The organism is Micromonospora sp. NBC_00821, from assembly GCF_036347035.1.
In the GTDB taxonomy this organism is placed as follows: domain Bacteria; phylum Actinomycetota; class Actinomycetes; order Mycobacteriales; family Micromonosporaceae; genus Micromonospora; species Micromonospora hortensis.
Genome location: NZ_CP108880.1, coordinates 4,192,615 through 4,218,385 on the forward strand (window position 1 = coordinate 4,192,615; position 25,771 = coordinate 4,218,385).

Below are 25,771 nucleotides of genomic sequence, written 5' to 3' on the forward strand. Positions count from 1 at the left end.
CCGGTGCTCAGGAGGCCACCTTCGGCTGGTACGAGGCCACGATCACGCCGCTCTTGTGCACCCGGGTGTCGACCAGGTCGAACGACGCCTTGACGTCGGTCAGCGGCACGGTGAGGCTGGGGCCGCCCTCCAGCACCGGGTGGATCCAGAACCGGACCTCGTCCACCAGGCCCGCCCGGATCAGCTGGGTGGTGACCGAGCCGAAGCCGTACTGGATGATGTTCTTGCCGGGCTGGGCCTTGAGCGCGGTGACCGCCTCGACCAGATCGCCCTGGAGCACCTCCGTGTTGTTCCAGGTGGGGTTGGTCAGGGTGGTCGAGGCGACGTACTTCTTGACGTTGTTGAAGTACGCGGCGCCAGTGGTCGGGTCGCTCTCATCCATGTTCGGCCAGACGGAGGAAAAGCCGTCGTAGGTGGCCCGGCCCATCAGCATCGCGTCGGCCGCCTCGGTCTGCGCACCGGCCAAGCTGGCGGCCTCCTCGTCGAAGTACGGCATGGTCCACATCGGGTTGTCGATGACGCCGTCGAGGGTGATGTAGGTCGAGTTGACGAGCTTGCGCATCGGGATCTCCTGGGTGTTTGTCGTGTTCTCCGGTGACACCCAGAACTCTGCCGGAGGCCCCTTACGATTCGCTTTCGATGCTCTTACCCGCGTCGTCGGTCGGGCCCTGCGCCGGGTCGGTCAACGGGATCGGCAGCGCCTGCGGGGTCACCGTGCCGGCGCCGGTCGAGTGGGCTGGGGCGGGGCGGTCGCCGCCGCGGCTGTGCAGCCGTCCGCGCCCGGCCGGACCGGCCCGTCGGGTCACCTCGACGGTCACCATCCGCACCGGCGGTGGCGGCGCTGTGAAACGCCCGACGCCCCACCGCACCCAGATCGGGATCCGGCCGGCGTCCGCCTCCGCGCGCAACTTCTGCACCGTACGGGCCCGGTCGGTGTGGTCGACCTCCACCACGACGGGCGGACCGTCCGGACGGGCACACGCCACATCGAGCACCGAGTGCCGCTGCTCCAGCGGCGGTGGCAACGGCAGCACGCTGGGCGCGCGCCGGTAGACCCGCCAGCCCTGGGCCTCGGCCCACCGCACCACCGAGTCGATCACCCGCGCGGTGACCTCGTCGGTGTCCAGGTCGACGAAGGTCACCTCGGCCAGCCAGCGACCCAGTTCCGCGGCCAACCGCTCGCCCTGCGCCGCGACCTCCACCGGCGCAGGATAACGCCTCAGCCGACGACGGTCGCGGTCGCGGCGAGGTGCCGGGTCAGCCAGCCGGTGGTGGCCGTACGGGCCGCCTCGGCGTTGGTCCGCGAAAGGAAGTCGTGCCCCTCCCCGGCGAGCACCAGGTGCCCGTGCGGCACACCGCGGTCGGCGAGGGCCTGGGCGACCTGCGCCGACTCGCCCGCCGGCACGTTGGTGTCGTTGGCGCCGTGGATCAGCAGCAGCGGCACGTCCAGCCGGTCGATGTGGGTCAGCGGGGAGAGGTCGCGCAGCAGGTCGGCGTCCCGCTGGGGGTCGCCGTACTTGCTCACGGCGGCGGCGGCGATCCACGGCTCGGTGCCGGCGAAGAAGGTCCGGAAGTCGGAGATGCCGCACTCGGCGACCCCGGCGGCGAACAGACCGGGAAAGTTCACCAGCACCGCGAGGACCAGGTAACCGCCGTAGGAGCGGCCCAGAACGCCGAGCTGGCCGGGCCGGGCCACGCCGGTGTCGACGAGGTAGTCGGCGCAGGCCGCCACGTCGGCGATCGCGCCGTAGCGGCCGGCGAGGTTGTCGGCGGCGACGAACGAGCGGCCGAACCCGGACGACCCCCGGACGTTGGGCGCGAAGACCGCGATGCCCTGCGCCACCAGGGCCTGGAACAGCGGGTTGTAGCCGGGACGTTCCTGCGCCTCCGGGCCACCGTGCAGGCTGATCGCCGTCGGCCAGGGGCCCGGCCCGGCCGGGCGGTAGAGCCAGCCGGAGAGCGGAAGCCCGTCGCGGGCCCGGAGGTCGACCAGCTGCGGCGCGACACCGGCATCGTCCGTACGCGGGCCGGTGTCCGGTCGCAGCGGGCGCGGCGCCCCGGTCGACGGGTCGACCAGCCACACCTCCCGTGGTTGCACCGGCCCCTGCGCGGTGAGGCAGAGCAGACCGCCGTCGGCGGCGAAGACGACGTCGCCGAGCACCTCGCCGGGGGCGGCGACGGCCCGCTGCACACCGCTGGCGAAGTCGAGCAGGGTCAGCTCGCTGCGCCCGCCGTAGGTGTTCCACAGCAACGCGCCGCGCTGCCCGTCCGCGCTGGGCGTGACGTCTTCCAACTCGGCGTCCGGTCGTCCGGCCAGCCGGGTCGGCGGCCGCTCCGGTCGGGCCAGGTCGACCCGTACCAGCGCGGCGAGTTCGGAGAACGCGTCGGTGCGGGCCAGCACGCTCGTGCCGTCCGGGCCGAACCAACCCTGGTCGGTGCTGCCCCGCCCGGTGTCCGGGAAGAGCCGCCGTCGCACGCCGGTGGCCACGTCGAGCACCTCCAGCCAGCGGGCGTTACGAGGGCCGCGGCGCAGCAGCGCGGTGCCGGCGTCCGGGGCCACGTCCAGGAGGGTGAGCAGGTCGCCCTGGGCGAGCACCCGCCGGTGCCCGGTGGCCGCGTCGACCAGCAGGGCCTGCCCGTGCTCGTCGGTCTCGGTGACCGCCAGCACCGCGCCGTGAGGCAGCCAGCCGGCCAGCGCGGCGCTGCGGCGGCCGAACCCGGCGACCTGGTGGCGTCGCGTGCCGTCCGGGCGCAGCACCCACAGCTCCGTGCGGGGCGCGCCACCGGGGGCGACGACACAGGCCAACCACTGGCCGTCCGGGGACCAGCTCAGCGCGAGGACCGGCTCGTCACCGACGGGCAGCGCGACGGGCGCATCCGCGTCGACCTGACAGACCCAGACGCCGGGCGTGCCAGCACGGTCGGAGAGGAACGCCACCCGGCGGCCGTCGGGGGACGGCGCGGGGGCGAAGTCCTCACTGATCGGCACCGGCGGCGACACCGGCCGGTGGCTCGCGGGTCGGGGCCGCCGGGTGGTGCGCGGCGGCTCAATCCGTACGCTCATCTAAACCCCGATCCGCTGCAACCAGAGCTCCAGCAGCCCCAGCTGCCAGAGCGCGTTGGAGCCCAGCGTGGTCCGCCGGGCGTTCGGCGCGTCCAGCAACTCCTCCAGGTAGTCCTTGCGGAACAGGCCCCGCTCGCGCGCCGCCTGAGCGGTCAGCGCGTCCCGCACGTCGTCGAGCAGTGGGCCGGAGAGGTGCCGGATGGCGGGCACCGGGAAGTAGCCCTTCGGCCGGTCGATCACCTCGTCCGGGACGATGCCCCGGCTCGCGGCCTTCAGCACCCCCTTGCCGCCCTGCGCCAGCTTCATGCCGGGTGGGCAGGCGGCGGCCAGCTCGACCACCTCGTGGTCGAGGAACGGCACGCGGGCCTCCAAACCCCAGGCCATCGTCATGTTGTCGACCCGCTTGACCGGGTCGTCGACAAGCATCACCAGGCTGTCCAGGCGCAGCGCCGCGTCCAGCGCGGTGTCCGCGCCGGGTGCGCCGAAGTGCGCGGCGACGAACTCCAGGCTGGCGTCGTGGTCGAGCATCCACTCGGGCGCCAGGTGCCCGCCGAGCGCGTCGTGGCGACGGTCGAAGAACACCCGGGCGTACGCCTCGACGGCGTCCGCGCGGGCCACGTTGGCCATCGGCGGGTACCAGTCGTAGCCGGCGAGGATCTCGTCGGCGCCCTGCCCGGACTGCACCACTGTGATGCGCTGCGAGACCTCCTCGGAGAGCAGGTGGAACGCGACGCAGTCGTGGCTGACCATTGGCTCGCTCATCGCCGCGATGGCCTGGTGCACGGCGGGGACGAACCGCTTCGCGCCGATGCGGATCTGCTGGTGGTCGGTGTCGAAGTGGCGGGCGACCAGGTCGGAGTAGTGGAACTCGTCGCCGCTCTCCCCCGCCGCCGCCTCGAAACCGATGCTGAAGGTGGCCAGGTCGGTCTGGCCCTGCTCGGCCAACAGGGCAACGATCAGGCTGGAGTCGAGACCGCCGGAGAGCAGTACGCCGACCGGCACGTCGGCGACCATCCTCCGTCGTACGGCGGTGCGCAACGCCGCCATGAGCCGTTCCTGCCACTCGTCGGCGGACATGGCGGGGGCGGCGGCCCGGTTGAACTCCGGCCGCCAATAGGTGGTGTCGGCGCTCCGGCCGTCCGCGGTGACGACCCGCACGGTGGCCGGCGGCAGCTTGCGGACCCCGGCGAGGATCGTGCGCGGCGGTGGCACCACCGAGTGGAAGCTCATGTAGTGGTGCAGCGCCACCGGGTCGAGGTCGGTGTCCACGTCACCGGCGGCGAGCAACGCCGGCAGGGTCGAGGCGAAACGCACCCGGCCCGGCCCCTCGGCCAGGTAAAGCGGTTTGATGCCGAGCCGGTCCCGGGCCAGCACCAGGGTGTGCGTGGCCAGCTCGACCAGGGCGAAGGCGAACATCCCGTAGAACCGCTCGACGCAGGCCGTCCCCCACCGGTGGTACGCCTTGAGGATCACCTCGGTGTCCGAGGTGGACCGGAAGGAGTAGCCGGCGGCGGTCAGCTCGTCGCGCAGCTCCCGGTAGTTGTAGATGCAGCCGTTGAAGACCATTGCCAGACCCAGCTCGGTGTCGACCATCGGCTGGGCGCCCGCCTCGGACAGGTCGATGATGCGCAGCCGGCGGTGCACCAGGGCCACCGGCCCCCGGTGCCACCGACCCTCGCCGTCCGGGCCGCGGGAGGCCAGGACGGGAAGCATCCGTTCGACGGCGGCCAGGTCCGGTGGCGCCCCGTCGAGGCGGAACTCGCCTCCGATACCGCACATGGCACACACCTTCCATCGGCTGGATCCGCTGAGGGCCGCTGACCGGTCCAGGCTTGGTGGACCGGGTTGCGTCCCGATGACGGGTGGGTCAAGCGTCGGTTACGCCGACGGTTCGTCGGCTCCACCGAGCAGCCAGGTGTCCTTCGACCCGCCGCCGCGCGACGAGTTGACGATCATGCTGCCGGCCGGCGCCACCCGGGTCAGCGCCACCGGCGCGACCTCGGCGGTGTCACCGAGGAACACGAACGCCCGCAGGTCGACATGGCGGGGAGCCAGCGCCGTGCCGTCGAAGACCGGGTGGGTGGTCAGCGCGATCATCTCCTGGGCGATCCACCGGTGCGGGGCCGCGAGGATCTGCTCCCGGACGGCGTCCAACTCCTCCGCCTCAGCGCGGGGGCCGATCACCACCCGGTCACCGCCGTACCCGTCGACCGGCTTGAGCACCAGCTCGTCGAGCCGACCCAGCACCTCGGCCCGCTGCTCGGGCAGCCCACACAGGTACGTCGGCACGTCCCCGAGCAGCGGCTTCTCGCCGAGGTAGTACTCGATCAGCCGCGGCACGTACGCGTACAGCGCCTTGTCGTCACCGACACCGTTGCCCAGCGCGTTGGCCAGCGTGAGCCGCCCGGCGTGCACGGCGGCGAGCAGCGGCCACCCCAGCGGCACGCCGTCCGCCCCGGGCGCGTGCAGCAGCGCCTCCTCGTCCATCCGCAGGTAGATCACGTCGACCTCGCGGCGGCAGCCCTCGCGGACCAGCCGAACCCGGCCCTCCTCCACCAGCAGGTCGCTGGTCTCGGTCAACGGCACACCCATCTCGTCGGCGAGCAGCCGATGCTCGAACCACGCCGGGTCACCGGGGCCGCTGCTGAGCACCACCACGGCGGGGTCGTCGGCCGCGGCGGGCGCCGCGGCGACCAGCGCCCGGTACAGCATCGCCGGCGTCTCGTCGGCGGGCAGCAGATCCTCCGGCACCGGCAGCTCCGGCAACACCGCCTGGGTCAGCCGACGGTTCTGCACCGCGTAGCCGATCCCGGAGGGCACCCGCAGGTTGTCCTCCAGCACGTACCAGCCGCCGTCCGGGTCCCGGACGAGGTCGGTGCCGGACACCTGGGCGCGGGTGCCCCGCCGGCCCATCAGCGCCCCGGTCGGGCGCAGCCCGGGTGAGGACTCCACCACCCACGCCGGCACCACGCCGTCGGCCACCACGGCCCGGTCGGCGTAGACGTCGCGCAGGAACGCGTCGAGGGCGCGGGCGCGTTGCACCAGGCCGGTACGCAGGGTCCGCCAGTCGGCGGCGGGCACCACCCGGGGCACCAGGTCGACCGGGAAGAGCCGGGTGCTCGCCTCGCCGGCCACGCTGAACGTCACGCCGCGGGCCCGCTGCTCCTCGTCCCGGTCGTGTTCGCGTTGACGCAGGGCCCCGGCGCCGAGTTGGCGCAGGGCCGCGAGCATCGGGGCGTACGCCGGTTGCGGTCCGGCCGGTCCGAAGACCTCGTCGCCGGCGTCGGCGTACGTGGGCAGCACTGGCGGTGTCGGCGCACCCGGCAGCGGACCGCGGACCCGGCCCCGGGTCTCGTCGAGCAGCAGGTCGACCACGTCGGCCAACCGGCCCCGTCGCTCGTACGCCCGCCGCTGCCGGGCGGCGGAGCTGCCCCGTTCCAGCGCGTACCGGGTCAGCTCGCTGACCTGCTCCCAGTCCCCGGTCGCCCGCAGTTGTGGGCGCAGGTCGGTCACCAGGCGGCGGACCGCCTGGGCGGCCGGCACCGGTCGGGCCGACCGGGGCAGGTCGAGCAGGTCACCTTCCAACCCGGAGCGGGCGGCCCGCCACACGGCGGCGCGCAGCACCGGTGGTCGTACGGCGGTGCGCTCCACCCCGGCGCGCAGGGCGGCGACCTCCCGCCGGACGAGCGCCCGGAACAGGCCGGTGAGCAGGACGATGGTCTCCACGTCGGCGTTGGCGTCGGTGATCCGCAGCTCCACTGTGGGCACGTGCGCCGACGGTCGGACGTCGAAGTAGATCATGGCGGGGTCGGTGATGGTCTCGGAGGAGATCAACTCGGCGACCAGCGCCTCGTGGTCCGCGGCGCTGGTCACCTCGCCCGGGTCTCCGGCGGTGGGCCAGCGTTGCCAGACCAGGGACCGGACGCTGGCGTAACCGCTGTCCTGGCCCATCCAGTACGGCGAACTGGTGGAGAGGGCGAGCAGCACCGGCAGCCACGGCTGAACACGACGGGTGACCGCCACCGCCAGGTCCCGGTCGGAGACGCCGACGTGCACCTGCGCGCCGCAGATCAACTGCTCCCGGGCGAGCATCTGGTACTCGTCGAGCATCCGCCGGTAGCGGGAGGTGGGGGTGACGCTGGGGTCGCCGTCGGCGCGCAGCGGCACCGTACCGGCCGCCACGATGCCCAGACCGGCCCGGTCGGCGACCTGGACGGCCGCCTGACGCAGCCGGGTCAGCTCGGCGCGGATCTCGTCCAGGGTGCGGCAGACCTCGGTGTTGGTCTCCACGACGCTGCGGTGCAACTCGGCGGTGAACGAGGCCGCCGGCAACCGGTCGAGCAACTCCCCGGCGCGGGGCACCAACTCCCGGGTGTGCAGGTCGACGACGTGGAACTCCTCCTCCACCCCGATCGTGGCCAGGTCCGCCGGGTCGCCGTCGTCCAGCGACAGGAGCGGGTTCGTACGGGGGGTGGGCAGCGTCCGGCCGTTGCCGGACCGGCCCACCGGCTCGTCGTACGTCGGCGCGTTCGTGGTGTTGTCGGCCATGGTCACCCCGGTTCGCGTGTCGGTGGTCTGGCTGTCCGACGAGCGTTCCCAGGGTTGGTACCGGGGGTGTTTCCGGCGCGTTAAGGTGACGCGCCCGTTCTGTCCGTGCTGCTCAGCGACGCGGAGCCCGGTACTCGATGGACGCGGCGACCCGGTCGGCGGTGGTGGCGCCGAGTTCCCGTTCCGTGAGCCACAGCCCCAGATCGAGCCCGGACGAGAGCGCGCCAGCGGTGACCCGGTCACCGTCGTCGACCACCCGCTCGTCGAGGACTGTGACGTCGTGGGCGCGCAACTCGTCGTACGCGTTGCGGTTGGTGGTCGCCCGCCGGCCGGTCAGCAGGCCGGCGGCGGCGAGTAGCAGCGCACCGGTGCACACCGACGCCGTCCACCGCGCCGATGGCGCCAGTGCGGCCAGCTTCGCCGGCAGCACAGCGCGCTGCGCCTGGGCCCAGGCACCCTCGGAGGCCCGGTTCAGCCATCCGCCACCTGGGACGATCACGCCGTCGGCCTGACCCAGCACCTCGGGCACCTGTAATTGGACACCACGCATGCTGGTGACCAGCCCCGACCGTTCGACGGCGACCAGCGCCACGTCGAAGCCGGCCATCGACAACACCTCGAACGGCCCGAAGACGTCCAGTTCGTCGAAGCCGTCGAACACCACGATCTCGATGCGCACACGGCCCAGAATCTCCTGCCGACCAGGCGGCGGCGAGTGGCATCCTTGCCATCATGCGTAAGAAACCCGCCACGCATCGAGTCGCCGTCCTCGCCCTACCCACTGTTGTCGCCTTCGATCTGACCATCGCGACGCAGGTGTTCGGCCACGAGGGCCACGGCCGGTACGCGATGACGGTGTGCGCACTGGACGGTGGTTCGGTCACCACCACCACCGCAGGCCTGGAGCTGACGGTCGCCGCGACGCTCGACGCGCTCGACGATGCCGACACGGTGATCGTGCCCGGATTCCGCCGTGGCCCGGCGCCGCCGCGTGCTCTCGAGGCGCTGCGGCAGGCACACCGTCGTGGCGTCCGCATCGCGTCGATCTGCACCGGCGCCTTCGCGCTGGCCCAGGCCGGTCTGCTCGACGGTCGCCGCGCGACGACCCACTGGGCGCACGCCGACGCGCTCGCTCACGAGCATCCACTGGTGTTCGTGGACGCGAACGCGCTGTACGTCGACGAAGGCGAGGTGATCACCAGCGCCGGGCTCGCCGCCGGTCTGGACATGTGCCTCTACCTCGTCGGACGCGACCACGGGCAGGCTGCCGCCCTCCAACGGGCCCGCCACATGGTCACACCGCTGCACCGCGCCGGCGGTCAGGCCCAGTTCATCCCGGTCGGCGTTCCGGGTGAGGGCGACGAGTTGGCCGGGGTCATCACGTGGGCGAGCGGCAACCTGCACCGCCCGATCACCGTCGCGGACCTTGCCCGGCAGGGTGTGATGTCCAGCCGCACGCTGCACCGCACTTTCCAGAGTCGATTCCGGATGAGCCCACGAGCGTGGCTGATCCAGCAACGGCTGCGCGCCGCCTGCACCCTGCTCGAGAATGGCGGGATCACCATCGACGAGGTCGCACGGCGTACCGGCCTGGGCACGGCGACCAACCTCCGTGCGCATTTCCAGCGGGCCTTCGCCACCACCCCTACCGCGTACCGGCGGGCCTTCACACAGTGACCCTCCGACGGTGGCCGTGGCGCGGTAGTGATGGCTGCCGGTGATGTCGGGGTGTCCCGCCGGCCTGGACACCCCGACACCAGCAGCCTCGATTCGATCAATCCCGGTCAAGGAGCGGCCGGGCTCACCTCATGTTCGCCACCACGAACGGCGCGTGGCCGTGCAGGTAGTTGGTCCACCCACCGGTCACCGGCGCCCCCGGGCTGAGCAGGTTTGTGGTGTCGGTGCCGACGTCGAGCTTCCAGGCCGTCCAGGAGATACCGTTCGCCTTCATCCAGTCGACCCAGGACTGCGCCTCCGGCAGGCAGGCCCGGCCGTCGAGGCCGCCATCGGCGTTGCTGGCGCCCCACTCCGTCACGAACAGCGCCAGACCCGCGCGGATCGCCGCGTCACCCTTGGCGCGCAGCGACGCCCCGTGCGTGCAGGAGTAGAAGTGCAGGGTGTACATCAGGTTGGTGCCGCTGACCGGGCTGGCCGCGGCGACGTCCACGTCCTGTGACCAGGTCGGGGTGCCGAGCACGACGATGTTGTCCGGATCGGCGGCGCGGATCGCGGACACCACGGCCTGGTGGTACGGCTTGATGACGTTGGTCCAACTGACCTGGAGCGGCTCGTTGTAGGGCTCCCAGATGACGTTGGGCAGGTGGCCGTACCGGCGGGCCAGGTCACCGAAGAACGCCACCGCCTGCGACTGGTTGTTCTGCGCCTCGTGCGCGTGCCAGTCGACGATCACGTAGACCCCGGCGGTGACCGCGTTGTTGATGATGGTCTCCACCTGGGCGCGCGCCTTGGACGGGTCACTCAGGTACGCCCCGGCCGGCTCCACGCCCATGGCCGCGCGGATCACCTGGAGGTTCCAGTTGTCGCGCATCCAGGTCAACGCGGAGAGGTTCTCGGCGTACGGGGCGGTCTCCCAGTTGAGCCACATGCTGCTGATGCCCCGCAGCTGCACCCGCGCCCCGGACTTGTCGCACATGGTGGTGCCGCAGACCCGCAGTTGCCCGTGCCGCTCGACCGGCGTGCCGGTGGTCGGCGGCGGCGTGGTCGGGGGCGGGGTCGTGGGCGGCGGGGTGGTCGGGGGCGGACCGCCGGCGCAGGACGCGCCGTTCACAGTGCAGTTCACCGGGGTGCCGGTGCCGGTGACGAGGAAGCCGAACGAGGTGGAGGCGCCGGCGGCGAGGGTGCCGTTCCAGGACACGTTGGCGAAGGTGTAGTGGCTGCCCGAGGTCGTCTGTTGCGCGTTCCACGACTGGCTGACGGTCGAGGAGGACGGCAGGTCGAACTCGACCCGCCAGCTGGTGATCGGTGCGGAGGTGTCGTTGGTGACGGTGACCTGCCCCTGGTAGCCGTTGCCCCAGTTGTTCGTCACGGAGAACACGGCGGTCGCCGCGCTGGCCGGTGTGGCGGCGACCGCTGCCACCGCACCGGCGAGCAGGCTGGCGACGGCCAGGGTCGTGACAAGTCTCAGTGTGCGCATGCGGAACCCGCTTCGGATCGACGGTGGTGGTCTGAGGCGGGGCGGCGCCTGCGCGCACAATATCGATCAATGCCAATGGGGGCAAGGCGGGGCAGCGGTCCCCGCGGCACTCAGGCGACTGGGCGTACCCGGTAGGCCAGGTGGGTGACGCCGTCGTCCTCCACGACGCTGAACGGACCGGACAGCTGAAGTGGCGCGATCTTCAGGTTGGCGAAGAGCGGGATGCCGGCCCCGAGCAGGACCGGGACGAGGTCGATGTGCACCTCGTCGAGCAGGCCGGCCTCGACGACCTGGGCGGCGATGGTGCCGCCGTTGACACTGACCTCCTTGTCGCCGGCGAGCGCCGTCGCCCGGGCGACGGCGCTCTCGATGCCGCCGGTGACGAAGACGAAGGAGTCGTTCTCGGGCGCCCAGCCCTCCGGCACGCTGTGCGTGACCACCACGACGGGCACGTCCAACGGATGCCGGCCACCCCACCCGCTGGTGATGTCGAAGAGCCTCCGGCCGACGACGAGCGCGCCGGTCCGCTCGGTGAGAGCCCGCAGATGCCGGGCGCTCGTGGCGGAGGTCCGGAAGGTCAATTCGGGGTCGGCCGTCGGCGTCTCGACGTCGCCGTTCTCGTACCACTGGAAGAGGTACTCGAAGCCACCGTGGGACGCGTCCGCGATGTAGCCGTCCAACGACATCGTCGCCCAGGTCGTCACCTTCGTCATCGATCCACTCCTCGGTCCGTGCCGTGCCGGCTCGTCGGCGAGGCCCACTGTCTGGCCCGCAACCCATTGTCGAAGCCGGCGCGACAGTCCTCGACACGTCGGCCGAGCTTTCTCCCAGTGTCAGCCCTGGCCGTCACTGGCGCAGCGCGTTGAGCACGAGGTCGGCGTACCGGCGCCACACCGCCGGGTCACGCTCGTCGAGCACGATGAGCTGCCGGACCGCGCCGCACAGGATTACCCGGATGTCCAGCTCCCCGGCGTCCGGGCGGACCTTGCCGGATGTTCGGGCCGCCGCCACCAGTTGCCCGATCAGATCCAGGATGCGCGCCGCGGGCACCAGCCTGCCCTCGAAGAACGCGTCGGCGAGGACCCGGTCGCGCGCGAGGCGTCCGAACAGGTCGGGCACGAAGGAACACCACTCCCGGTACGCGTCGACGCCGTCGAGCGCCGCGCGGGTGCGCTGCTCCAGCTCCTGAAACTGCCGCTGGACGACCGCGACGATCAGGTCTTCCTTGCTGGGGTAGCTGCGGTACACAGTGGCGCGGCCCACCCCGGCCCGCTCCGCCACCTGCGGCACCGTCACCTGCAGACCCTGCTCGCTGAAGAGCTCCCGGGCGGCGGCGAGGACCCGCTCCTGGTTGCGACGGGCGTCCAGACGCCGATGGGGAGCATCCCTGTCGCTCGGCGTCGGTGGGGTCATGGCCTCAGTCTGCCCGCTCGGTCTCGTCGGTCAGCAGCGGCTCGTCGCCGTACACGGTGGTGAGTTCGACGTCGAGCACCGTGGCCACCCGGCCGAACGACCAGTAGTAGCCGATCACCTGGAGCACCTCGACTATCTCGCGCTCGCTGAGGATGTGCCGCACCTGGTCGAAGAGGTCATCGGGAACGCGCGGTGACCGCACCACCTCGGCGGCGAACCGGATGAGCGTGCGGTCATGACCGGAGAGGTGTGGGTCGTCGATGTCCCGGCTGCTGATCATCTCGCGGGTGCGCTCGTCGACGCCGGCCGCCGCCGACATCGGGCCATGCTGGGCTGCCACGAACTCGCACCCGGTGTACTCGGCCACGGTGAGGATGACCAGTTCCCGCGAGCGGGCGGGCAGCTCCAACGAGGTGAACTGCGCCCTCGCGAGCTGGATGAAGAGGTTCACAGTGCCGATCGAGTGGGTCAGCATCTTGACCATCGGGTCGGGCGGCAGGGCGGACAGGACGTCGCGGACGTCGGCCGGAATCGCGTTCGGGTCGGGGTCGGCAAGGCGGGGCATGGCTCTCTCTCCTGCGTTGGTCGTCGAGACGGTTCAGGCGGACAGGTCGAAACCCGTCTCGCTGAGGTGGCGGAAGCGGCCGTCCTCGGCGTACGTCCCGAAGACGGCGATCTCCCGTCTGGCGGTCGACCCGTCGGCCAGGGTGATCTCGTAGACGTGTCGTTCGGCGTAGCGGAGACCGTCGCGCAGCTCGTCGAGGACCAACACGGTGCCGCTGGCGATCTGAGCGCGTACCCGGGTCACCATCGCGACGAATCCGGCCCGGTCGAGGGTCTCGCCGTCGCTGCGGTGGGTGTAGTCGGGGGCGTAGAACTCGTCGAGCGCGTCGGTCAGGTCGCGTGTCGGCTCGAAGACCACAGCGCGCAGGGCGTCGCTGATCCGTACCGGGTTCATGGGGGCTCCTCGTGGGTCGCCGTCGGTCATATCCGGACTCGCAGGTCCGCTTAGCGCCCACCGTACCGGACTCCCGAGTCCACTTCCGGTGAGAGTCGTCACGTACCTGGGTAGAAGCTGTGCCCGCCACGGCGAGTGCGGGTCCGCCCGTCCGGTCGTAGCGTGGGGCGCATGCGAACCACCACGTTGGGCAGCACCGGACCCGAGGTCGGCGTCATCGGCCTCGGCTGCATGGGCATGAGCCACGGCTACGACATCACCGGCCCTCGCGACGACGACACGTCGATCTCCGTCATCCGACAGGCGCTGGACCTGGGCGCGACGCTGATCGACACGTCGGACGTGTACGGGCCGTACACCAACGAGGAGCTGGTCGGGCGGGCACTGTCCGGCGGGCACCGGGAGCGGGCCGTACTGGCCACGAAGGTCGGCCTGGTGGCCACCTCCCCCACCGGTGGCCCCGGCAACTCACCGAAGATCGGCAACAACGGCCGCCCGGAGCACATCCGTTCGGCGATCGACGAGAGCCTGCGCCGGCTCGGCACCGACCACGTCGACCTCTACCAGCTCCACCGGGTCGATCCGGAGGTGCCCATCGAGGAGTCCTGGGGCGCGATGGCCGAGGTCGTCGCGGCCGGTAAGGCCCGGCAGCTCGGGTTGTCCGAGGTGACCGTCGCGCAGATCGCGCGGGCCCAGGCGGTGCACCCGGTGGCGTCGGTGCAGTCCGAGTTGTCACTGTGGACGCGTGACCCGTTGACCGAGGTGTTGCCGTACTGCGGCGAGCAGGGCATCGCCTTCCTGCCGTTCTCCCCGCTCGGGCGCGGTTTCCTCGCCGGCCGGTTCACCTCGTTCGACGACCTGCCCGCCGACGACTTCCGGCGTGGCCTGCCGCGCTTCCAGCAGGACGCGCTGCGCGCCAACCTCGCCATCGTCGCCCGGGTCCGGGAGATCGCCGACCGGGCCGGCTTCAGCCCCGCGCAGGTCGCCCTCGCGTGGGTGGTCGCCCAGGGTGACCAGGTCATCCCGATCCCCGGCACCAAGACCCCGAAGTACCTGGTGGACAACTGCTCGGCCGCTGACGTGCGGCTCAGCGCCGAGGACATGGCCGACCTGGACGCGCTGCCCGCACCCGAGGGTGGCCGCTACTGAGGTTCCGGCGGCCCGGCACCACGTGACCGCTACTGAGGTTCCGGCGGCCCGGCACCACGTGACCGGGCCGCCACCGGCGGGCCGAACCTGACCGCGACACCCGGCGAGTAGAGCACGCTGACCGGTGGCCCGACCGGTGCCGGCAGCCCAGCGGCGGCTACCAACTCGTCATCCAGGTGCAGCACCTCGGCCCGGTGCAGCGGCCAGCTCGGATGCCAGTTCGGCAGGTGCAGCGTGCGCCCGTACGCCCGGGTGTGCAGCCCCCAGCGGGCGGTGACGAAGTGTTCCAGCGGGGTCGGCTCGACGATCCGCTCCCCCGCCCGCACCACCATCCGGCTCGTCGCGCCCGCGGGCCCCGGCCAGCGCCGCCGGCAGCGGTAGGTGCGACGGTCACCGTCGCGATCCAACCGCATCGACGACCACAGGTACGGCAGGCGCAGCGTCGCCCGCGCCACCAGCACCGGCAGCAGACGGGACGCGTCGAGCGACCGGAACACGACAGCTCGCCGACCGGCGTCATCGACGGAGTAGAGCCGGACGTTGGTTTCCCAGAAGGTGCCGAAGTACGGCACCCCCGGGCCTCGGCCGAAGCCCAGCCCGACCATCCGGAAGCCGATCAGCCCCACGTAGCTGACCCCCTGCAGTGTGTCCGGACGAGTGCCGGCGGGCAGCAACGGCGCGACCACCTCCGGGGCGACGGCCCAGTGCAGGAAGGTGAGGTCCTCCCAGCGCTGGCGTAGGAGCGCCCAGGGAAACGCCTGCCGGGGCGCGTGGTCGACCGGTTCGGGGTGCACGCTCTCATCGTGGCCCAGGCGGTGGGCCGGCGTGGCCTCAGGCGTGCGGACCGACGCTGACAGTGCCGATGGTCAGCGACGCCCTGCCGTCCAGGATCTCGCCGATCCGCTCGACCTCCTCCGCCAACGCCCGCTGCTGGGCTGCGCCGAGCGTCCGCAGCGGCTCGACGGTGACCCGGATCGCGCGGCCGGAGCGGCGTTGATGCCACACGCCGGCGACCACCCCGTCGACCAGCAGCACCGGATAGTTGCCGGCCTGGCCACCGGCGAGCGCCCGCTCGGCGGCGGCACCGGGGAAGAGCCGTTCGCGGGGGTGGCAGCCGACCGCGTACGCGTCGAAGTACGGAAGGAGCCGCAACCCGGACGGCCGGTCGTCGGGGAATTCGCTGTCGTCGGCGGCCACCCAGGCCCGGGTGCCTTCCACCGTCACCTCGGTCAGGTCCAGCGAGTCGAACAGCAACGTCGCCCACCCCGGCGCCACCGCCAGCCACCGGGCGAACTGTGCCGGGGTGGCCGGCCCGTACGCGTGCAGGTAGCCGCGGACGAGGGCAGCCAGGGCGGCGGGACCGGGCATCGGCGCGAAGTCGGGCAGCCACCGGGTCGGGCTGGTGTACGTGCTGGCCCGACCGCGATTCGGGCCGAAGCAGACCGCTCCGGCCCGGGTGGCGGCGGTCATCGCGGCGATCCACCGGGGCCACTTGTCCTGGAACGCCTCCATGACCAGGTCACCCGCCCACGGGCCGGTACGGGCGACGACCTCCTCGGTCAGCTCGGCGGTGGTCAGGTCGGCCTCGGCGACCGCGTCGGCGATGGCCGCGATGACCTGCTCGGTCTGCCGGGGCGTCAGCAGGACCACGCTCCGCTCCCAGGACGGGGCCGGCAACGCGGTCAGCGCGCCGACCCACATCGGCAGGTCCGCCGCGGCGAGCAGGTGCACGGTTCCGCGTGGCCCACGGGTCTTGACCAGGGTGCGGTCGGTCCACAGTGCGCGGCGTACCAGGGCGCGGGTCGTGCCCGGCACCCGCAGCCCGATGGACAACTCGGCGGCCGACGCGATCTGGGCGTGCGCGCCGCAGATCGCCGACACCACGTCGGCGACCCCACCGGCGTCCGGTGCCGCGCCCGCCGCCGGTGGGCACAGCCGGTGTCGCTGTAGTCGTCGGGCGGACACCTGCGCCCAGCTCAGCTCGGTCATCGCAGACCCGTGAAGAACGCGCGGACGCCGACCACGCACCATCGAAGGGCTTCGACACGGCAGGTCCTCATGCCGCCCAGGCTACGACCGGCGTGTGTCACTTTCCGGCAACCGTCGTCGGCCTCGGGGCGGTGACCCTCGCCCCTCCCGCAGCATTGGCTCAGAACCGAGACGTTCACACGTCGTAGGCTGGTAGGGGCGATGGACACCGAAATAGCCGCCCAAAGCCGTACAGATGGGACGCTCCGGGACTTGCGAGAGGACGTACGCGTGACGCAGAGCGACGGGGAGCTGGTAGTGCTCGCGCAGGCGGGAGACGCTGCCGCGCTGGGCGCGCTGCTGGCCCGGCACGAGGCGGGGATGCGGGCTGTCGCGCTGGGCGTCCTCGGTTACGGGCCGGACGCCGAGGACGCGGTGCAGGACACGATGCTCGTCGCCCTACGTCGCATCGGCGAGGTGCGCGACCCGAGCGCCGTCGGCCCCTGGTTGCGGGCCATCGTCCGCAACAACAGCCGGATGGCGTTGCGCGGGCCCAGAGCCGTCCCGGTCGCCGAACCCGAGTGGTTCACCCGCCCCGCCGACACACCCACCCCGGAGGAGGCACTGGACCGAGCCGCGATGCGCGACTGGGTGTGGCACTCCATCGGGCAGCTGTCCGAACCTGACCGGCTCGTCACCCTGCTGCGCTACTTCAGCGACGCGTCCTCGTACGAGCAGATCGCGGCCGTGTGTGGCGTGCCGGTCGGCACCGTCCGCAGCCGCCTCAGCCACGCCCGTCGGGCGCTCGCCGGCGGCCTGCGGACGGCGGCGGACGCCGCGCACACTGACGTCGCCGCCTCGAACGACTCGCGGTGGCGAGAAGGCCGCGACATGATCACCACGGCGATGGGCGGCGACTTCGAGCGGGTGGTCCGCGAGAGCTGGTGGCCGGACGCCGAGATGATCGTGCCGGGCGGCCCGCGCGGTGGCCGTGATCTGGCCATCAACGGCATGGACCGCGACCTGACGGCCGGGGTACGTCAGCGGCTGCGCAACGTGGTGGCCAGCGGCGACGTGTTGATCTGGGAGACCGACCTGATCAGCCCACCCGACGACCCGGAGCACTGCCCACCCGCGGCGCTGTGGTTGCAGGTGCTGCGCGAGGGCCGGGTGCGCCAACTCACCCTCTTCCACCCCGTCCCCGCGCTGGTCTGAAAAAACTTCTCCGACGAGCGAACTTTTCCCTCGACCCGCGCATCTGGTCCGCGTCATGCACCAGTTGCCGTGTCGGCCGACGCCGCGCGGGTCTCGGATCGGGAGATAGTTCATGGGTTTCATCAGCCACGACGTCAGCGCCCTCGCACCGGGTGCCCACACGTTCACAGTGGATGGCGTTCGGCAGGTCTACCACGTCGCCGGCACCGGCCCGGTCTGCGTGGCGCACTCCGGCGGGCCGGGCATCGAGTGGGCCTACCTGCGGACGCCCAGCCTTGAGACGCACTTCACGATGGTCTACGTCGAGCCGGTGGGCACTGGCGCGTCGGGGCAGCTCGACAACCCCGACGATTACCGTCTCGACACCTATGTCCGGTTCCTGCACGCCGTCGTCGAACACCTCGGCGAACCCCGGGTGTACCTCCTCGGGCACTCGCACGGCGGCTTCGTCGTCCAGCGCTACGCGCTGGCCCACCCGGACCGGATCTCCGGCCTCGCCCTGTACGACACCTCGCCCGTCACCGGCGCCGAGTTCTGGGGCGAGGCGATGGCCGGCCTCGCCGCCTACCCGCAGCGGCACCCGGACCGGCCGGAGGCGGCGGCGGTCCCGGGTGCCTTCGCGCAGATCGGCGGCGCGACGGACGACGACTCGTTGGGGGCCGCTCTGCGCGCCGCCCTGCCGGTGTACTTCGCGGACTTCTGGGGCCGACAGACCGAGTTCGCCCCGTTTCAGGCGGCCGTCCGAATCTGGGCGACGCCGGCCGGCGCGCAGGACCCGACGCCCTTCGACGTGCGGGAGAACCTCGCTGAGATCACCGTGCCCGTCGTGGTGATCGTCGGGGCGTACGACTTCATCTGTGGCCCCCGCTGGGCCGAGCAGTTGCACGCGGGGCTTCCGGACTCGCGGCTGGTGACGCTGGAGCGAAGCGGACACTTCGCGCACATCGAGCAGCCGGTGGAGTTCACCGACGCCGTGGCGGAACTGCTGAAGCGGTGACCCACAGTGGCACCGCCCGTCCGAGGTCCGTTCGTCACAGCGGGCAGACCTCGGCGAACGGGCGCGTTGCACGGTCATAGGCTGAGCGCTTTGCTGCACCGTGACGAAGAGGAGACCGCCGTGAGCCAGACCGAACGGATGGATTCCGTCGACGAGTGGAACGTGGCCGAGGACGACGGAGTCCTGGACGCCTCCGACACCCTCGACGACGACCGGGTCGGCGACCCCCTCGACACCGGCATCATCGCCGAGGACCACTGGACGGCGGCAAACCGGTTCGGCACCACGCCGGCCGAGGAACGGGCGGGCGAGTCCCTGGCGCAACACCTCGCCCAGGAGGTGCCGGATGTCGACCCGTACGCCGAGGGTGGCGACGACGAGGACGAGCTGACCCGCCGGGGGTACGAGGCGGAAGCACGCGCCGGCCGTCTCGTCGCCTACGACGACGGCGTCCGCGAGGACGACGAGGCCGAGTCGGTGGCGTGGGACGCCGGGATCGACGCGGGTGCCGCCAGCGCGGAGGAAGCGGCGATCCACCTGGTCGAGGACCCCAACGGACCGGGCGACGGTCCGTTGCGCTGACGCCGTACCCGCCGCGCTCGGCACCTCACCGGGTGCCGAGCGCGGCCGGGCGCGGTCAGTGGATGACGACGGGCGTCCTGACCTGCTCGCCCTGCGGGTCGTCGAGCTGCGCCGGCTGACGTCGGCGCGGCAGGAACGCCGCCGGGATGATCGTGAGCACGACCAGGGCGAACGCGACCCAGAACGTGCTCGCGAACGACTTGGCGGCGAAGTCCAGACCACGCTCGATGATCGACGGGTCCACCGGCATCTGCTGGAGCAGCTCCGGCCGCTGCTGGGCGGCGATGGCCAGCCCGGCCTCGGTGACCGGCTTGCCGCTCTCGTCCACCAGGCCGGGGATCGGCCGGGAGCCGTTCAGCTCGTTGGTGAGGATCACCGACATCACGGCGGCGCCGACCGAGCCGCCGATCTGCTGGAGGATGTTGACCAGCGTCGAGCCGCGGGCCACGTCGTTGGCCGACAACGTCCGCAGCGCCGACGTCATGATCGGCATCATCGTGCCGCCCATGCCCAGACCCATCACGAACAGCGACCCACCGAGCAGCCAGTACGAGGTCTGCGGGTCGACCTGGGTGAAACCGAAGAACCCGACGACGATGAGCCCCAGCGCGAACGGGACCGTACGCCCGATCGGCACCCGGTCGGCCAGCGTGCCGGCGATCGGCATGGTGATCATCGCGCCGATGCCCTGCGGCGCCATCAGCAGGCCGGCCGCAAGCGTCGACTCGCCGCGCACCTGCAGGAAGTAGCTCGGGAACAGCAGGCCGGCGCCCATGAACGCGATGATGAACACGAACATCGTCACCGACGCGATGGTCAGGCTGCGGTTGCGGAACAGCCGCAGGTCGAGCAGCGGGTGCCGGGGCTTGAACGAGTAGAGCACGAACGCCACCACCAGCGCGCCGCCGACCAGCATCGGGGCCCAGACCTTGGCCTCGGCGAAGGTGCCCGCCTCCGGCAGGGACGACACGCCGTAGAGGAAGAGGGCGAGACCCGGCGAGAGCATGAGCATGCCGACGAAGTCGAACGACTCGGACGGCTCGGGCGCGTCCTTCGGCAGCGCGACCTGCGCGTAGATCAGGGCGATCACGCCGATCGGCAGATTGATCAGGAAGATCCAGTGCCAGCTCGCGGTGTCGATCAGCCAGCCGCCGAGGATCGGGCCGCCGATCGGCCCCAGCAGCATCGGGATGCCGAGGACCGCCATCAGCCGGCCGATCCGGTGTGGCCCGGCCGCCCGGGTCATGATGGTCATGCCCAGCGGCATGAGCATGCCGCCGCCGAGGCCCTGCAGGACCCGGAAGCCGATCAGCTCGCCGATCGTGTCGGCCATGGCGCAGAGGCCCGACCCGATAGTGAACAGGGCCAGCGCCACCATGTAGAGCCGTTTGGTGCCGAACCGGTCCGCCGCCCACCCGCTGAGCGGGATCACTGTGGCGAGGGCGAGGGTGTAGGCGGTCATGGTCCAGGCGACGCGGGCGTAGGACGCGTCGAACTCGCTCTGGAATTTGGGCAGCGCCACGCTGACCACAGTCACGTCGAGGATCGACATGATCGCGCCAATGACGACGACGCCCGCCACCTTGAGCACCGCGCCGTCGAGTTTGTCCGATGTCGCGAGGGATTGCTGTGTCACTAACTCTCCTGAAGTCGATTGAGCCGGCCGACGGTGGGCGGTGGCGGCGATGCCGCGCCAACCGGGCGCGGGGCGCGACGTGCCAGGACGACGGCGCGCGGAGGAAGACTAACCGCCAGCTGTGACGGTTCGCCGCCGGATTTCGTGACGGCCCGACCGCGTATCCGATCGGCCGTGCGACTGTGGCCGGACGTCGGGGTGGCAATCAGCCGGCAGAGTCGCGAGCTAGGTGTTTCGCCCAGTACGGCCCGGGGGGTCGGCTGTGCGGCTGTGCGGCTGTGCGGCTGCCAAGCGATCACCGTCGTGAGGGTTGGCACGTCCACCCACGGCACAGCGGCGAGGTCGAACCGAGAATCGCGCTGCCCCCCGGCACGCACGAGGGAGTCGGGTACGAGATCGCGGCGGAGCTGCGTCCCGGGCGCGCGGCGGAGCTGCGTGCCGGGCCCTGGGTTGCGCGCCTCCCTCCGGGTCGGTGGACGCGCGGGAATGGGGTGAGTCCCGTCCGCCTGGCGGGGTCGGACCGGCGTTGACCGGCGGCGCCGTGCCGGGCCCTGGTTGCGCGCCTCCCTCCGGGTCGGTGGACGCGCGGGAATGGGGCCGTGCCGGGCCCTGGTTGCGCGCCTCCCTCCGCGTCGGACCCGCAGGCGTGGGGCCGTGCCGGCCTGGGCACTCCATCGGCCCACTGGCCGTGGGGCGTGCGGGGCTGGCCACTCGAACGGCCTGCTGACCGGGGTGATCGTGTGTGCTGGTGATGCTCACGTCCGTCGGTGGTAGTGGTTGCGGCGGGGGACCTGTTCGGGGTCGAGCCAGGCCGGTGGCACGAACTCGGGGTGGCCGTCGCCTGCCAGTCGCACCGCCCAGTCGCTGTGGTGCAGGTGCCGGTGGTGGTGGCCGCAGAGCAGGACGGCGTTGGCGAGGCTCGTGTCGCCGTCGTCGGCCCAGTGCTTGATGTGGTGGGCGTCGCACCAGCGCGGTGGTCGGTCGCAGCCCGGGAAGGCGCAGCCCCCGTCCCGCAGCACCAGGGCTCGCCGGAGGGAGCCGGTGATGAGACGACGTTGTCGGCCAAGATCGAGTGGTTGGCCGGCTCCGTTGAGGACTGCGGGGAGGATGGCGGCGTCGCAGGCGAGGCCGCGCACGGCCTCGGGGGTGAGGCGCAGGCCGGTGTCGAGGGCACCGCTGCCGAGTTGCCGGGTCAACCCGTCGTAGCTGGTGGTGACGACGATCTGGGCGGGATCACCACCGTGCTCGGGCAACTCGCCGGTGCGCAGGGCGAGGCGGCACACGTCGCTGAGAGCGTCGTGCCGGCGTTGCCCGGGAGAGCGCTGGTCGTCAGGGCCCGAGGGTGCGCTGAGCGGGTCGATGGCGGCACGGAGCAGCCCAGCGGTCTCGGTGTCGAGGATGCCGGTGAGTCGCAGCCGGCCGTCGCTGAGGGTGGAGAGGGTGAGGTGGCGGTCGCGGGCGGCACGGCGGGCCTCGGCGTCCAGGGCTGCTTGGGCGGCGGCGTCGGCGATGTCGGGTGCGACGTGGTCGAGGATGCGGGTGCTGAGTTTGCGTAAGAGGGTGGGATCGAACTGCCCGGCCCACTCGACGAGCACGCCGAGGGCCTTGTCGGCGACCTCGGGACCGGCGGCGGTCTGCACGCTGTCGACCGTGTCGGCGATGACCCGGGCCTGATCGACGGCGATGTGGCCATCGGCCAGTGCGTGGCGTACCCCAGGGTTGCCGGTGTCCAGAACCTCGGCGAGGTCGACGAGGCGGCGGGCGGCCGGGATGGTGAGGCGTAACCGTTCGCGGAGCCAGACCGCAGTGGAGGAGGCGCCCTGCGCGGTGGGGACGCCTCGGCCGTCGAGCTCACGGATCAGAGCCAGTTTCACCGCCGCGAGCCGCTGCTCGATGCGGTGAGCGGTGTCGAGTGCGGCGATCAACTCGTCCTCGGGTCGGGCCCACGTGGGCGTATCGGCGCAGGCCGCGATGGCGCCCTCTGCCTGCGTCAACTCTTCGACCACGACCCGAACCTAGTACAGCTGTACGACACTTTCAGTCATCATGATCGATCCGCGGCAGACCGACCCAGGCGGCAGACCGGCTAACTGGCTGCCATGACCGGCAGAGACCTAGCTGCTGCGCTTGCCGGCGTCGAGGGCAGCCTGCTCCACTCGCTGGCGGTGGTCCAGCCACCATGACTCGTCCACGTGGGGCAGGTTGTCGTTTCTGGGCAGCAGCCCGGCCGCGCCGTCGATGAGTTCGCGCACGATGTCGGCGTGGCCGGCGTGCCGTTGGGTTTCCGCGATGACGTGGACCAGGACGTGGTGCAACGTGACCGCTGCATCGCCCCACCACGGCACGTGGCCTACCTCATCCAGGGCAAGGGCATCGATTGTCGTGTCGGCGTGGGCGATCGCGCGACCGTACAGTGCGACGATCTCCTCGCGGGTCTCATCCGCGCTCGCCCACATGTCGGCATTGGTCTCCGCCTCGTCGCCGACATATGGCAGCTTCTGCTCGAACGGTCGGCCGAACACGACGCCGAAGTAGAGGATCTCCATGGCCGCCGCGTGCTTCACCAGACCGAGCAAGTTGGTCGCGGTCGGGGTCAACGGACGCCGAATATCGTATTCGCCGAGCCCGTCGAGCTTCCACAGCAGCGACTCGCGGCCGCCCTTCAAGTAACTGTGCAGGTCTGCCTTCATCGCGGCACTATGACATCGGCTCGGGTGTCCGTGTTGTCCCGGACGACGCGCGAAGCTCAGGATCGGTAGGTCACGCCCCTAGGCCGTGGCCACCGGCACGGCGGCGGTGAGCGCCCAGTCGTGCCCGATGTCGGCGGCCGCGCGCAGCAACCTCGGTAGGTGCTCCTCGCGCAGGGTCTCCAGCGAGGTCTCGGCGGCGTGCACTGTCACGTTGATGGCGGCGACGACTCGCCCGTCGCCGTCGCGTACGCCGGTGGCAACGGACCTGATCCCCGGTGCCAGGTCCTGGTCGGCGAGCGCCCAGCCCTTCGCCCGGACCTCGCGCAGCACGGCGTCGAGGTCGCCCGGCGCGGGCTGCCAGCGCGGCGTGATGCCGGAGCGGCTGGGCTCGGCGAGGACGGTCGCCAGCGTGTCCGGCGGGAGGGCCGCGAGCAGCACCTTGCCCATCGACGTCGCGGGTGCCGGAAAGCGGGTGCCGATGGTGACACCAAGCGTGACGATCTTGGGGACGGCCACCCGGGCGACGTAGACGATGTCGCTGCCGTCGAGTTGGGCCATCGAGGTCGACTCGTTGGTCTGCGCCACGAGCTTCTCCATGTGCGGCCGGGCGACGTCCCACATGTTCAGCGCGTTGACGTACGCCATTCCCAGCTCCAGGACGCGCGGGGTGAGGGTGTGGCCGCGGCCGACCGCGCGGACGTAGCCCAGCGATTCGAGCGTGATGAGGATGCGCCGGACGGTGGGGCGGGCCAGGCCGGTGGCGGCGGCGAGTTCGCTGAGCGTCATCGAGGGGCAGGCGGGACGGAAGGAGCGCAGGACGTCGAGGCCACGGGCGAGAGCCTCGATGAAGTCGGGCCCGGCGCCCCTTCCGTTGTCACTCATGTCCTTAATGCTTCCATTGCGCCGACCCGGCGTCCCACTCGGTGTACTGGTACGGGTTCTCCAGGATCGCGGTCTCGGGGACGTCCGGGTTCATTCCCCGCTGCCACGCCTCCTCCCCCATCGTCTCGCGCAGGTGGTCGATGGTCGCGGCCACCCTGGCCCGCGCGGCGGCGAGGTCGACGCCGACGAGGCGGCCGTCGCGCTTCACGACCCGGCCGCCCACCAGCACCGTGTGCACGTCGGCACGCTGGGCCTGGAAGACGACGTGACCGTGCGGGTTCAGGATCGGGAACATCGCCGGCGAGGCGTCGTTCTTGATCAGGACGACGTCGGCCTGACGGCCGGGGGTGATCGCGCCGATGGTGGCGTCCATGCCGAGCGCACGGGCGCCGCCTCGGGTGGCCCACTCGACGACCTGCTCGGCGCGCAGGTGGCAGTGGGTGATGGTCTCCTGCTTGGCGTGCGCTTCCAGGTGCTCCCGGGAGCGGTCCGCGCCGAGCGTGCTCCGCATCGCGGAGAAGAGGTCGCCGCTCCACCACACGCTGGTGTCCATCGACAGTGACACCGGGATGTCGTGGTGGCGCAACTGCCAGGTGGGTGGGTAACCCTGGCCGGCGCTCTGCTCACTCTCTGTCGAGACGGAGACCGAGCCGCCGGTCGCGGCGATCCGGTTGTACGAGTCCTGGGTGAGCGTCGCCGCGTGCACGTACACGGTGGACGGGTTCATGAACCCGTTCTCGTGCATCAGCCGGATGCCGTCGTCGTTGGTGGCGCCCCACACGCCCGCGTGGGTGGTCACCGCGACGCCCAGTTCACGGGCCACCTCGAACGCGGCCCGTTCCGGGAAGGCGGGGTCACCGGTGACGTCGAACGCCAACTGGAAGCCGGCCAGCTTGCCACCGTCGATGCGGCGGCGGTGGAAGTCGCGGAACTCCGGCGAAGTGGCCCACTCCCACGGCCCCTGCTGGATGTTGCCGTAGGCGAGCACGAACCGTCCGTCGACCGCCTCCAGGGCGTCCACGGCGGCGTCGGCGTGCTCGGGTGTCTGCAACCCGTGCGACCAGTCGACAGTGGTGGTGACGCCGGCGTCGATCGCCTCGATCGCGCCGAGCAGGTTGCCGGCGTAGACGTCCTCGGGCCGGAACAGCTTGCCCGACTCGAGGTAGTACCAGACGAAGTACTGGGTCAGGGTCCAGTCGGCGCCGTACCCGCGCATCGCGGTCTGCCACAGGTGCCGGTGGGTGTCGACCATGCCGGGCATGAGGATGCCGTCGGTGGCGTCGATCTCCAGGGCGTCGTCGGGTGCGGTGAGGCCGACGCCGACCTGCGCGATCCGGCCGCCGACGACCAGCACGTCGGCGCCGGGCAGCACCGTGCGCGCGTCGTCCATGGTGAGAACCAGGCCGTTACGGAAGACCACCGGCCGGTCGGTTGCGCTCATTCGCCACCCATTCCTTTCGGAGTACGAGGGGAATCCGGACCGTTGTCCGCTGTGCGGCCAGCCCGAGTGGCGCA

Annotated in this window: 23 protein-coding genes; 5 read left to right on the forward strand and 18 right to left on the reverse strand. The window is 71.7% G+C overall.

What is annotated here, in order from left to right; all coding sequences use genetic code 11:
• Positions 1 to 7 precede the first annotated feature (7 nt).
• From OHB44_RS19295 to OHB44_RS19320, 6 genes are all read right to left on the reverse strand, one after another.
• Positions 8 to 562: a dihydrofolate reductase family protein gene (locus OHB44_RS19295; protein WP_238682460.1), complete on the reverse strand. Its 555-nt coding sequence runs from the start codon at positions 560 to 562 to the stop codon at positions 8 to 10.
• 61 nt (positions 563 to 623) lie between these two features.
• Positions 624 to 1,202: a hypothetical protein gene (locus OHB44_RS19300; protein ID WP_238682461.1), complete on the reverse strand. Its 579-nt coding sequence runs from the start codon at positions 1,200 to 1,202 to the stop codon at positions 624 to 626.
• A 17-nt stretch (positions 1,203 to 1,219) separates the two neighbouring features.
• Positions 1,220 to 3,064 (reverse strand): S9 family peptidase, encoded by a 1,845-nt coding sequence (locus tag OHB44_RS19305; RefSeq protein WP_330437768.1) that lies wholly within the window; start codon positions 3,062 to 3,064, stop codon positions 1,220 to 1,222.
• On the reverse strand, positions 3,065 to 4,843 hold the full coding sequence (locus tag OHB44_RS19310) for an N-acetylglutaminylglutamine amidotransferase (RefSeq protein ID WP_330437769.1): 1,779 nt from the start codon (positions 4,841 to 4,843) through the stop codon (positions 3,065 to 3,067).
• Positions 4,844 to 4,942: 99 nt separating this feature from the next.
• Positions 4,943 to 7,612 (reverse strand): carboxylate--amine ligase/circularly permuted type 2 ATP-grasp protein, encoded by a 2,670-nt coding sequence (locus OHB44_RS19315; RefSeq protein WP_266302261.1) that lies wholly within the window; start codon positions 7,610 to 7,612, stop codon positions 4,943 to 4,945.
• Positions 7,613 to 7,724: 112 nt separating this feature from the next.
• Complete coding sequence (locus OHB44_RS19320) at positions 7,725 to 8,291, reverse strand: DJ-1/PfpI family protein (RefSeq protein ID WP_330437771.1); 567 nt, start codon at positions 8,289 to 8,291, stop codon at positions 7,725 to 7,727.
• Positions 8,292 to 8,344: 53 nt separating this feature from the next.
• Between OHB44_RS19320 and OHB44_RS19325 the strand changes: the two genes are divergently transcribed.
• Positions 8,345 to 9,289 carry a GlxA family transcriptional regulator gene (locus tag OHB44_RS19325; RefSeq protein ID WP_330437772.1) on the forward strand — a complete coding sequence of 315 codons (945 nt, stop codon included), beginning with the start codon at positions 8,345 to 8,347 and terminating at the stop codon, positions 9,287 to 9,289.
• Between the two features lie 124 nt (positions 9,290 to 9,413).
• On the opposite strand, the gene OHB44_RS19330 is transcribed toward OHB44_RS19325, so the two are convergent.
• From OHB44_RS19330 to OHB44_RS19350, 5 genes are all read right to left on the reverse strand, one after another.
• Complete coding sequence (locus OHB44_RS19330) at positions 9,414 to 10,766, reverse strand: cellulase family glycosylhydrolase (protein WP_330437773.1); 1,353 nt, start codon at positions 10,764 to 10,766, stop codon at positions 9,414 to 9,416.
• Positions 10,767 to 10,876: 110 nt separating this feature from the next.
• A complete protein-coding gene (locus OHB44_RS19335) occupies positions 10,877 to 11,479 on the reverse strand; it encodes a dihydrofolate reductase family protein (protein ID WP_330437774.1) in 603 nt (200 codons plus the stop codon).
• Positions 11,480 to 11,612: 133 nt separating this feature from the next.
• Positions 11,613 to 12,179 (reverse strand): TetR/AcrR family transcriptional regulator, encoded by a 567-nt coding sequence (locus tag OHB44_RS19340; protein ID WP_238682474.1) that lies wholly within the window; start codon positions 12,177 to 12,179, stop codon positions 11,613 to 11,615.
• Between the two features lie 4 nt (positions 12,180 to 12,183).
• Positions 12,184 to 12,744, reverse strand: a complete 561-nt coding sequence (locus OHB44_RS19345) for a carboxymuconolactone decarboxylase family protein (protein ID WP_330437775.1) — start codon at positions 12,742 to 12,744, stop codon at positions 12,184 to 12,186.
• A 33-nt stretch (positions 12,745 to 12,777) separates the two neighbouring features.
• A complete protein-coding gene (locus OHB44_RS19350; protein WP_238682480.1) occupies positions 12,778 to 13,137 on the reverse strand; it encodes a hypothetical protein in 360 nt (119 codons plus the stop codon).
• Between the two features lie 171 nt (positions 13,138 to 13,308).
• Between OHB44_RS19350 and OHB44_RS19355 the strand changes: the two genes are divergently transcribed.
• Complete coding sequence (locus tag OHB44_RS19355; RefSeq protein ID WP_238682481.1) at positions 13,309 to 14,286, forward strand: aldo/keto reductase; 978 nt, start codon at positions 13,309 to 13,311, stop codon at positions 14,284 to 14,286.
• Between the two features lie 29 nt (positions 14,287 to 14,315).
• Here the strand turns inward: OHB44_RS19355 and OHB44_RS19360 are convergent, their stop codons facing one another.
• Together OHB44_RS19360 and OHB44_RS19365 are read right to left on the reverse strand one after the other, a co-directional pair.
• Complete coding sequence (locus OHB44_RS19360; RefSeq protein ID WP_266302253.1) at positions 14,316 to 15,080, reverse strand: YqjF family protein; 765 nt, start codon at positions 15,078 to 15,080, stop codon at positions 14,316 to 14,318.
• Between the two features lie 37 nt (positions 15,081 to 15,117).
• On the reverse strand, positions 15,118 to 16,275 hold the full coding sequence (locus OHB44_RS19365) for a winged helix DNA-binding domain-containing protein (RefSeq protein WP_330437776.1): 1,158 nt from the start codon (positions 16,273 to 16,275) through the stop codon (positions 15,118 to 15,120).
• 270 nt (positions 16,276 to 16,545) lie between these two features.
• Between OHB44_RS19365 and OHB44_RS19370 the strand changes: the two genes are divergently transcribed.
• The 3 genes from OHB44_RS19370 to OHB44_RS19380 all read left to right on the forward strand — a co-directional run bounded on the left by OHB44_RS19370 (position 16,546) and on the right by OHB44_RS19380 (position 19,048).
• Positions 16,546 to 17,469 (forward strand): RNA polymerase sigma factor, encoded by a 924-nt coding sequence (locus tag OHB44_RS19370; RefSeq protein ID WP_238682486.1) that lies wholly within the window; start codon positions 16,546 to 16,548, stop codon positions 17,467 to 17,469.
• 112 nt (positions 17,470 to 17,581) lie between these two features.
• Complete coding sequence (locus tag OHB44_RS19375) at positions 17,582 to 18,466, forward strand: alpha/beta fold hydrolase (RefSeq protein ID WP_330437778.1); 885 nt, start codon at positions 17,582 to 17,584, stop codon at positions 18,464 to 18,466.
• 120 nt (positions 18,467 to 18,586) lie between these two features.
• The gene (locus tag OHB44_RS19380; protein ID WP_238682489.1) at positions 18,587 to 19,048 is read left to right on the forward strand and encodes a DUF5709 domain-containing protein; all 462 of its coding nucleotides are present in this window, start codon (positions 18,587 to 18,589) and stop codon (positions 19,046 to 19,048) included.
• 55 nt (positions 19,049 to 19,103) lie between these two features.
• Here the strand turns inward: OHB44_RS19380 and OHB44_RS19385 are convergent, their stop codons facing one another.
• From OHB44_RS19385 to OHB44_RS19405, 5 genes are all read right to left on the reverse strand, one after another.
• Positions 19,104 to 20,684, reverse strand: coding sequence for a DHA2 family efflux MFS transporter permease subunit (locus OHB44_RS19385; RefSeq protein ID WP_238682490.1), 1,581 nt, complete (start codon positions 20,682 to 20,684; stop codon positions 19,104 to 19,106).
• A gap of 755 nt (positions 20,685 to 21,439) precedes the next feature.
• Complete coding sequence (locus OHB44_RS19390; protein ID WP_330437779.1) at positions 21,440 to 22,690, reverse strand: HNH endonuclease signature motif containing protein; 1,251 nt, start codon at positions 22,688 to 22,690, stop codon at positions 21,440 to 21,442.
• Between the two features lie 108 nt (positions 22,691 to 22,798).
• Positions 22,799 to 23,374 (reverse strand): DinB family protein, encoded by a 576-nt coding sequence (locus tag OHB44_RS19395; protein ID WP_330437780.1) that lies wholly within the window; start codon positions 23,372 to 23,374, stop codon positions 22,799 to 22,801.
• Positions 23,375 to 23,452: 78 nt separating this feature from the next.
• Complete coding sequence (locus OHB44_RS19400; RefSeq protein ID WP_238682497.1) at positions 23,453 to 24,256, reverse strand: IclR family transcriptional regulator domain-containing protein; 804 nt, start codon at positions 24,254 to 24,256, stop codon at positions 23,453 to 23,455.
• Between the two features lie 4 nt (positions 24,257 to 24,260).
• Positions 24,261 to 25,697: an amidohydrolase family protein gene (locus OHB44_RS19405; RefSeq protein ID WP_330437781.1), complete on the reverse strand. Its 1,437-nt coding sequence runs from the start codon at positions 25,695 to 25,697 to the stop codon at positions 24,261 to 24,263.
• Positions 25,698 to 25,771 lie beyond the last annotated feature (74 nt).

Coding starts and splice junctions, on each gene's coding strand:
- OHB44_RS19405 (WP_330437781.1), bottom strand. CDS start 25,697: ATGAGCGCAACCGACCGGCCGGTGGTCTTCCGTAACGGCCTGGTTCTC.
- OHB44_RS19350 (WP_238682480.1), bottom strand. CDS start 13,137: ATGAACCCGGTACGGATCAGCGACGCCCTGCGCGCTGTGGTCTTCGAG.
- OHB44_RS19335 (WP_330437774.1), bottom strand. CDS start 11,479: ATGACGAAGGTGACGACCTGGGCGACGATGTCGTTGGACGGCTACATC.
- OHB44_RS19315 (WP_266302261.1), bottom strand. CDS start 7,612: ATGGCCGACAACACCACGAACGCGCCGACGTACGACGAGCCGGTGGGC.
- OHB44_RS19340 (WP_238682474.1), bottom strand. CDS start 12,179: ATGACCCCACCGACGCCGAGCGACAGGGATGCTCCCCATCGGCGTCTG.
- OHB44_RS19325 (WP_330437772.1), top strand. CDS start 8,345: ATGCGTAAGAAACCCGCCACGCATCGAGTCGCCGTCCTCGCCCTACCC.
- OHB44_RS19310 (WP_330437769.1), bottom strand. CDS start 4,843: ATGTGCGGTATCGGAGGCGAGTTCCGCCTCGACGGGGCGCCACCGGAC.
- OHB44_RS19375 (WP_330437778.1), top strand. CDS start 17,582: ATGGGTTTCATCAGCCACGACGTCAGCGCCCTCGCACCGGGTGCCCAC.
- OHB44_RS19395 (WP_330437780.1), bottom strand. CDS start 23,374: ATGAAGGCAGACCTGCACAGTTACTTGAAGGGCGGCCGCGAGTCGCTG.
- OHB44_RS19305 (WP_330437768.1), bottom strand. CDS start 3,064: ATGAGCGTACGGATTGAGCCGCCGCGCACCACCCGGCGGCCCCGACCC.
- OHB44_RS19400 (WP_238682497.1), bottom strand. CDS start 24,256: ATGAGTGACAACGGAAGGGGCGCCGGGCCCGACTTCATCGAGGCTCTC.
- OHB44_RS19330 (WP_330437773.1), bottom strand. CDS start 10,766: ATGCGCACACTGAGACTTGTCACGACCCTGGCCGTCGCCAGCCTGCTC.
- OHB44_RS19295 (WP_238682460.1), bottom strand. CDS start 562: ATGCGCAAGCTCGTCAACTCGACCTACATCACCCTCGACGGCGTCATC.
- OHB44_RS19345 (WP_330437775.1), bottom strand. CDS start 12,744: ATGCCCCGCCTTGCCGACCCCGACCCGAACGCGATTCCGGCCGACGTC.
- OHB44_RS19365 (WP_330437776.1), bottom strand. CDS start 16,275: ATGACCGAGCTGAGCTGGGCGCAGGTGTCCGCCCGACGACTACAGCGA.
- OHB44_RS19355 (WP_238682481.1), top strand. CDS start 13,309: ATGCGAACCACCACGTTGGGCAGCACCGGACCCGAGGTCGGCGTCATC.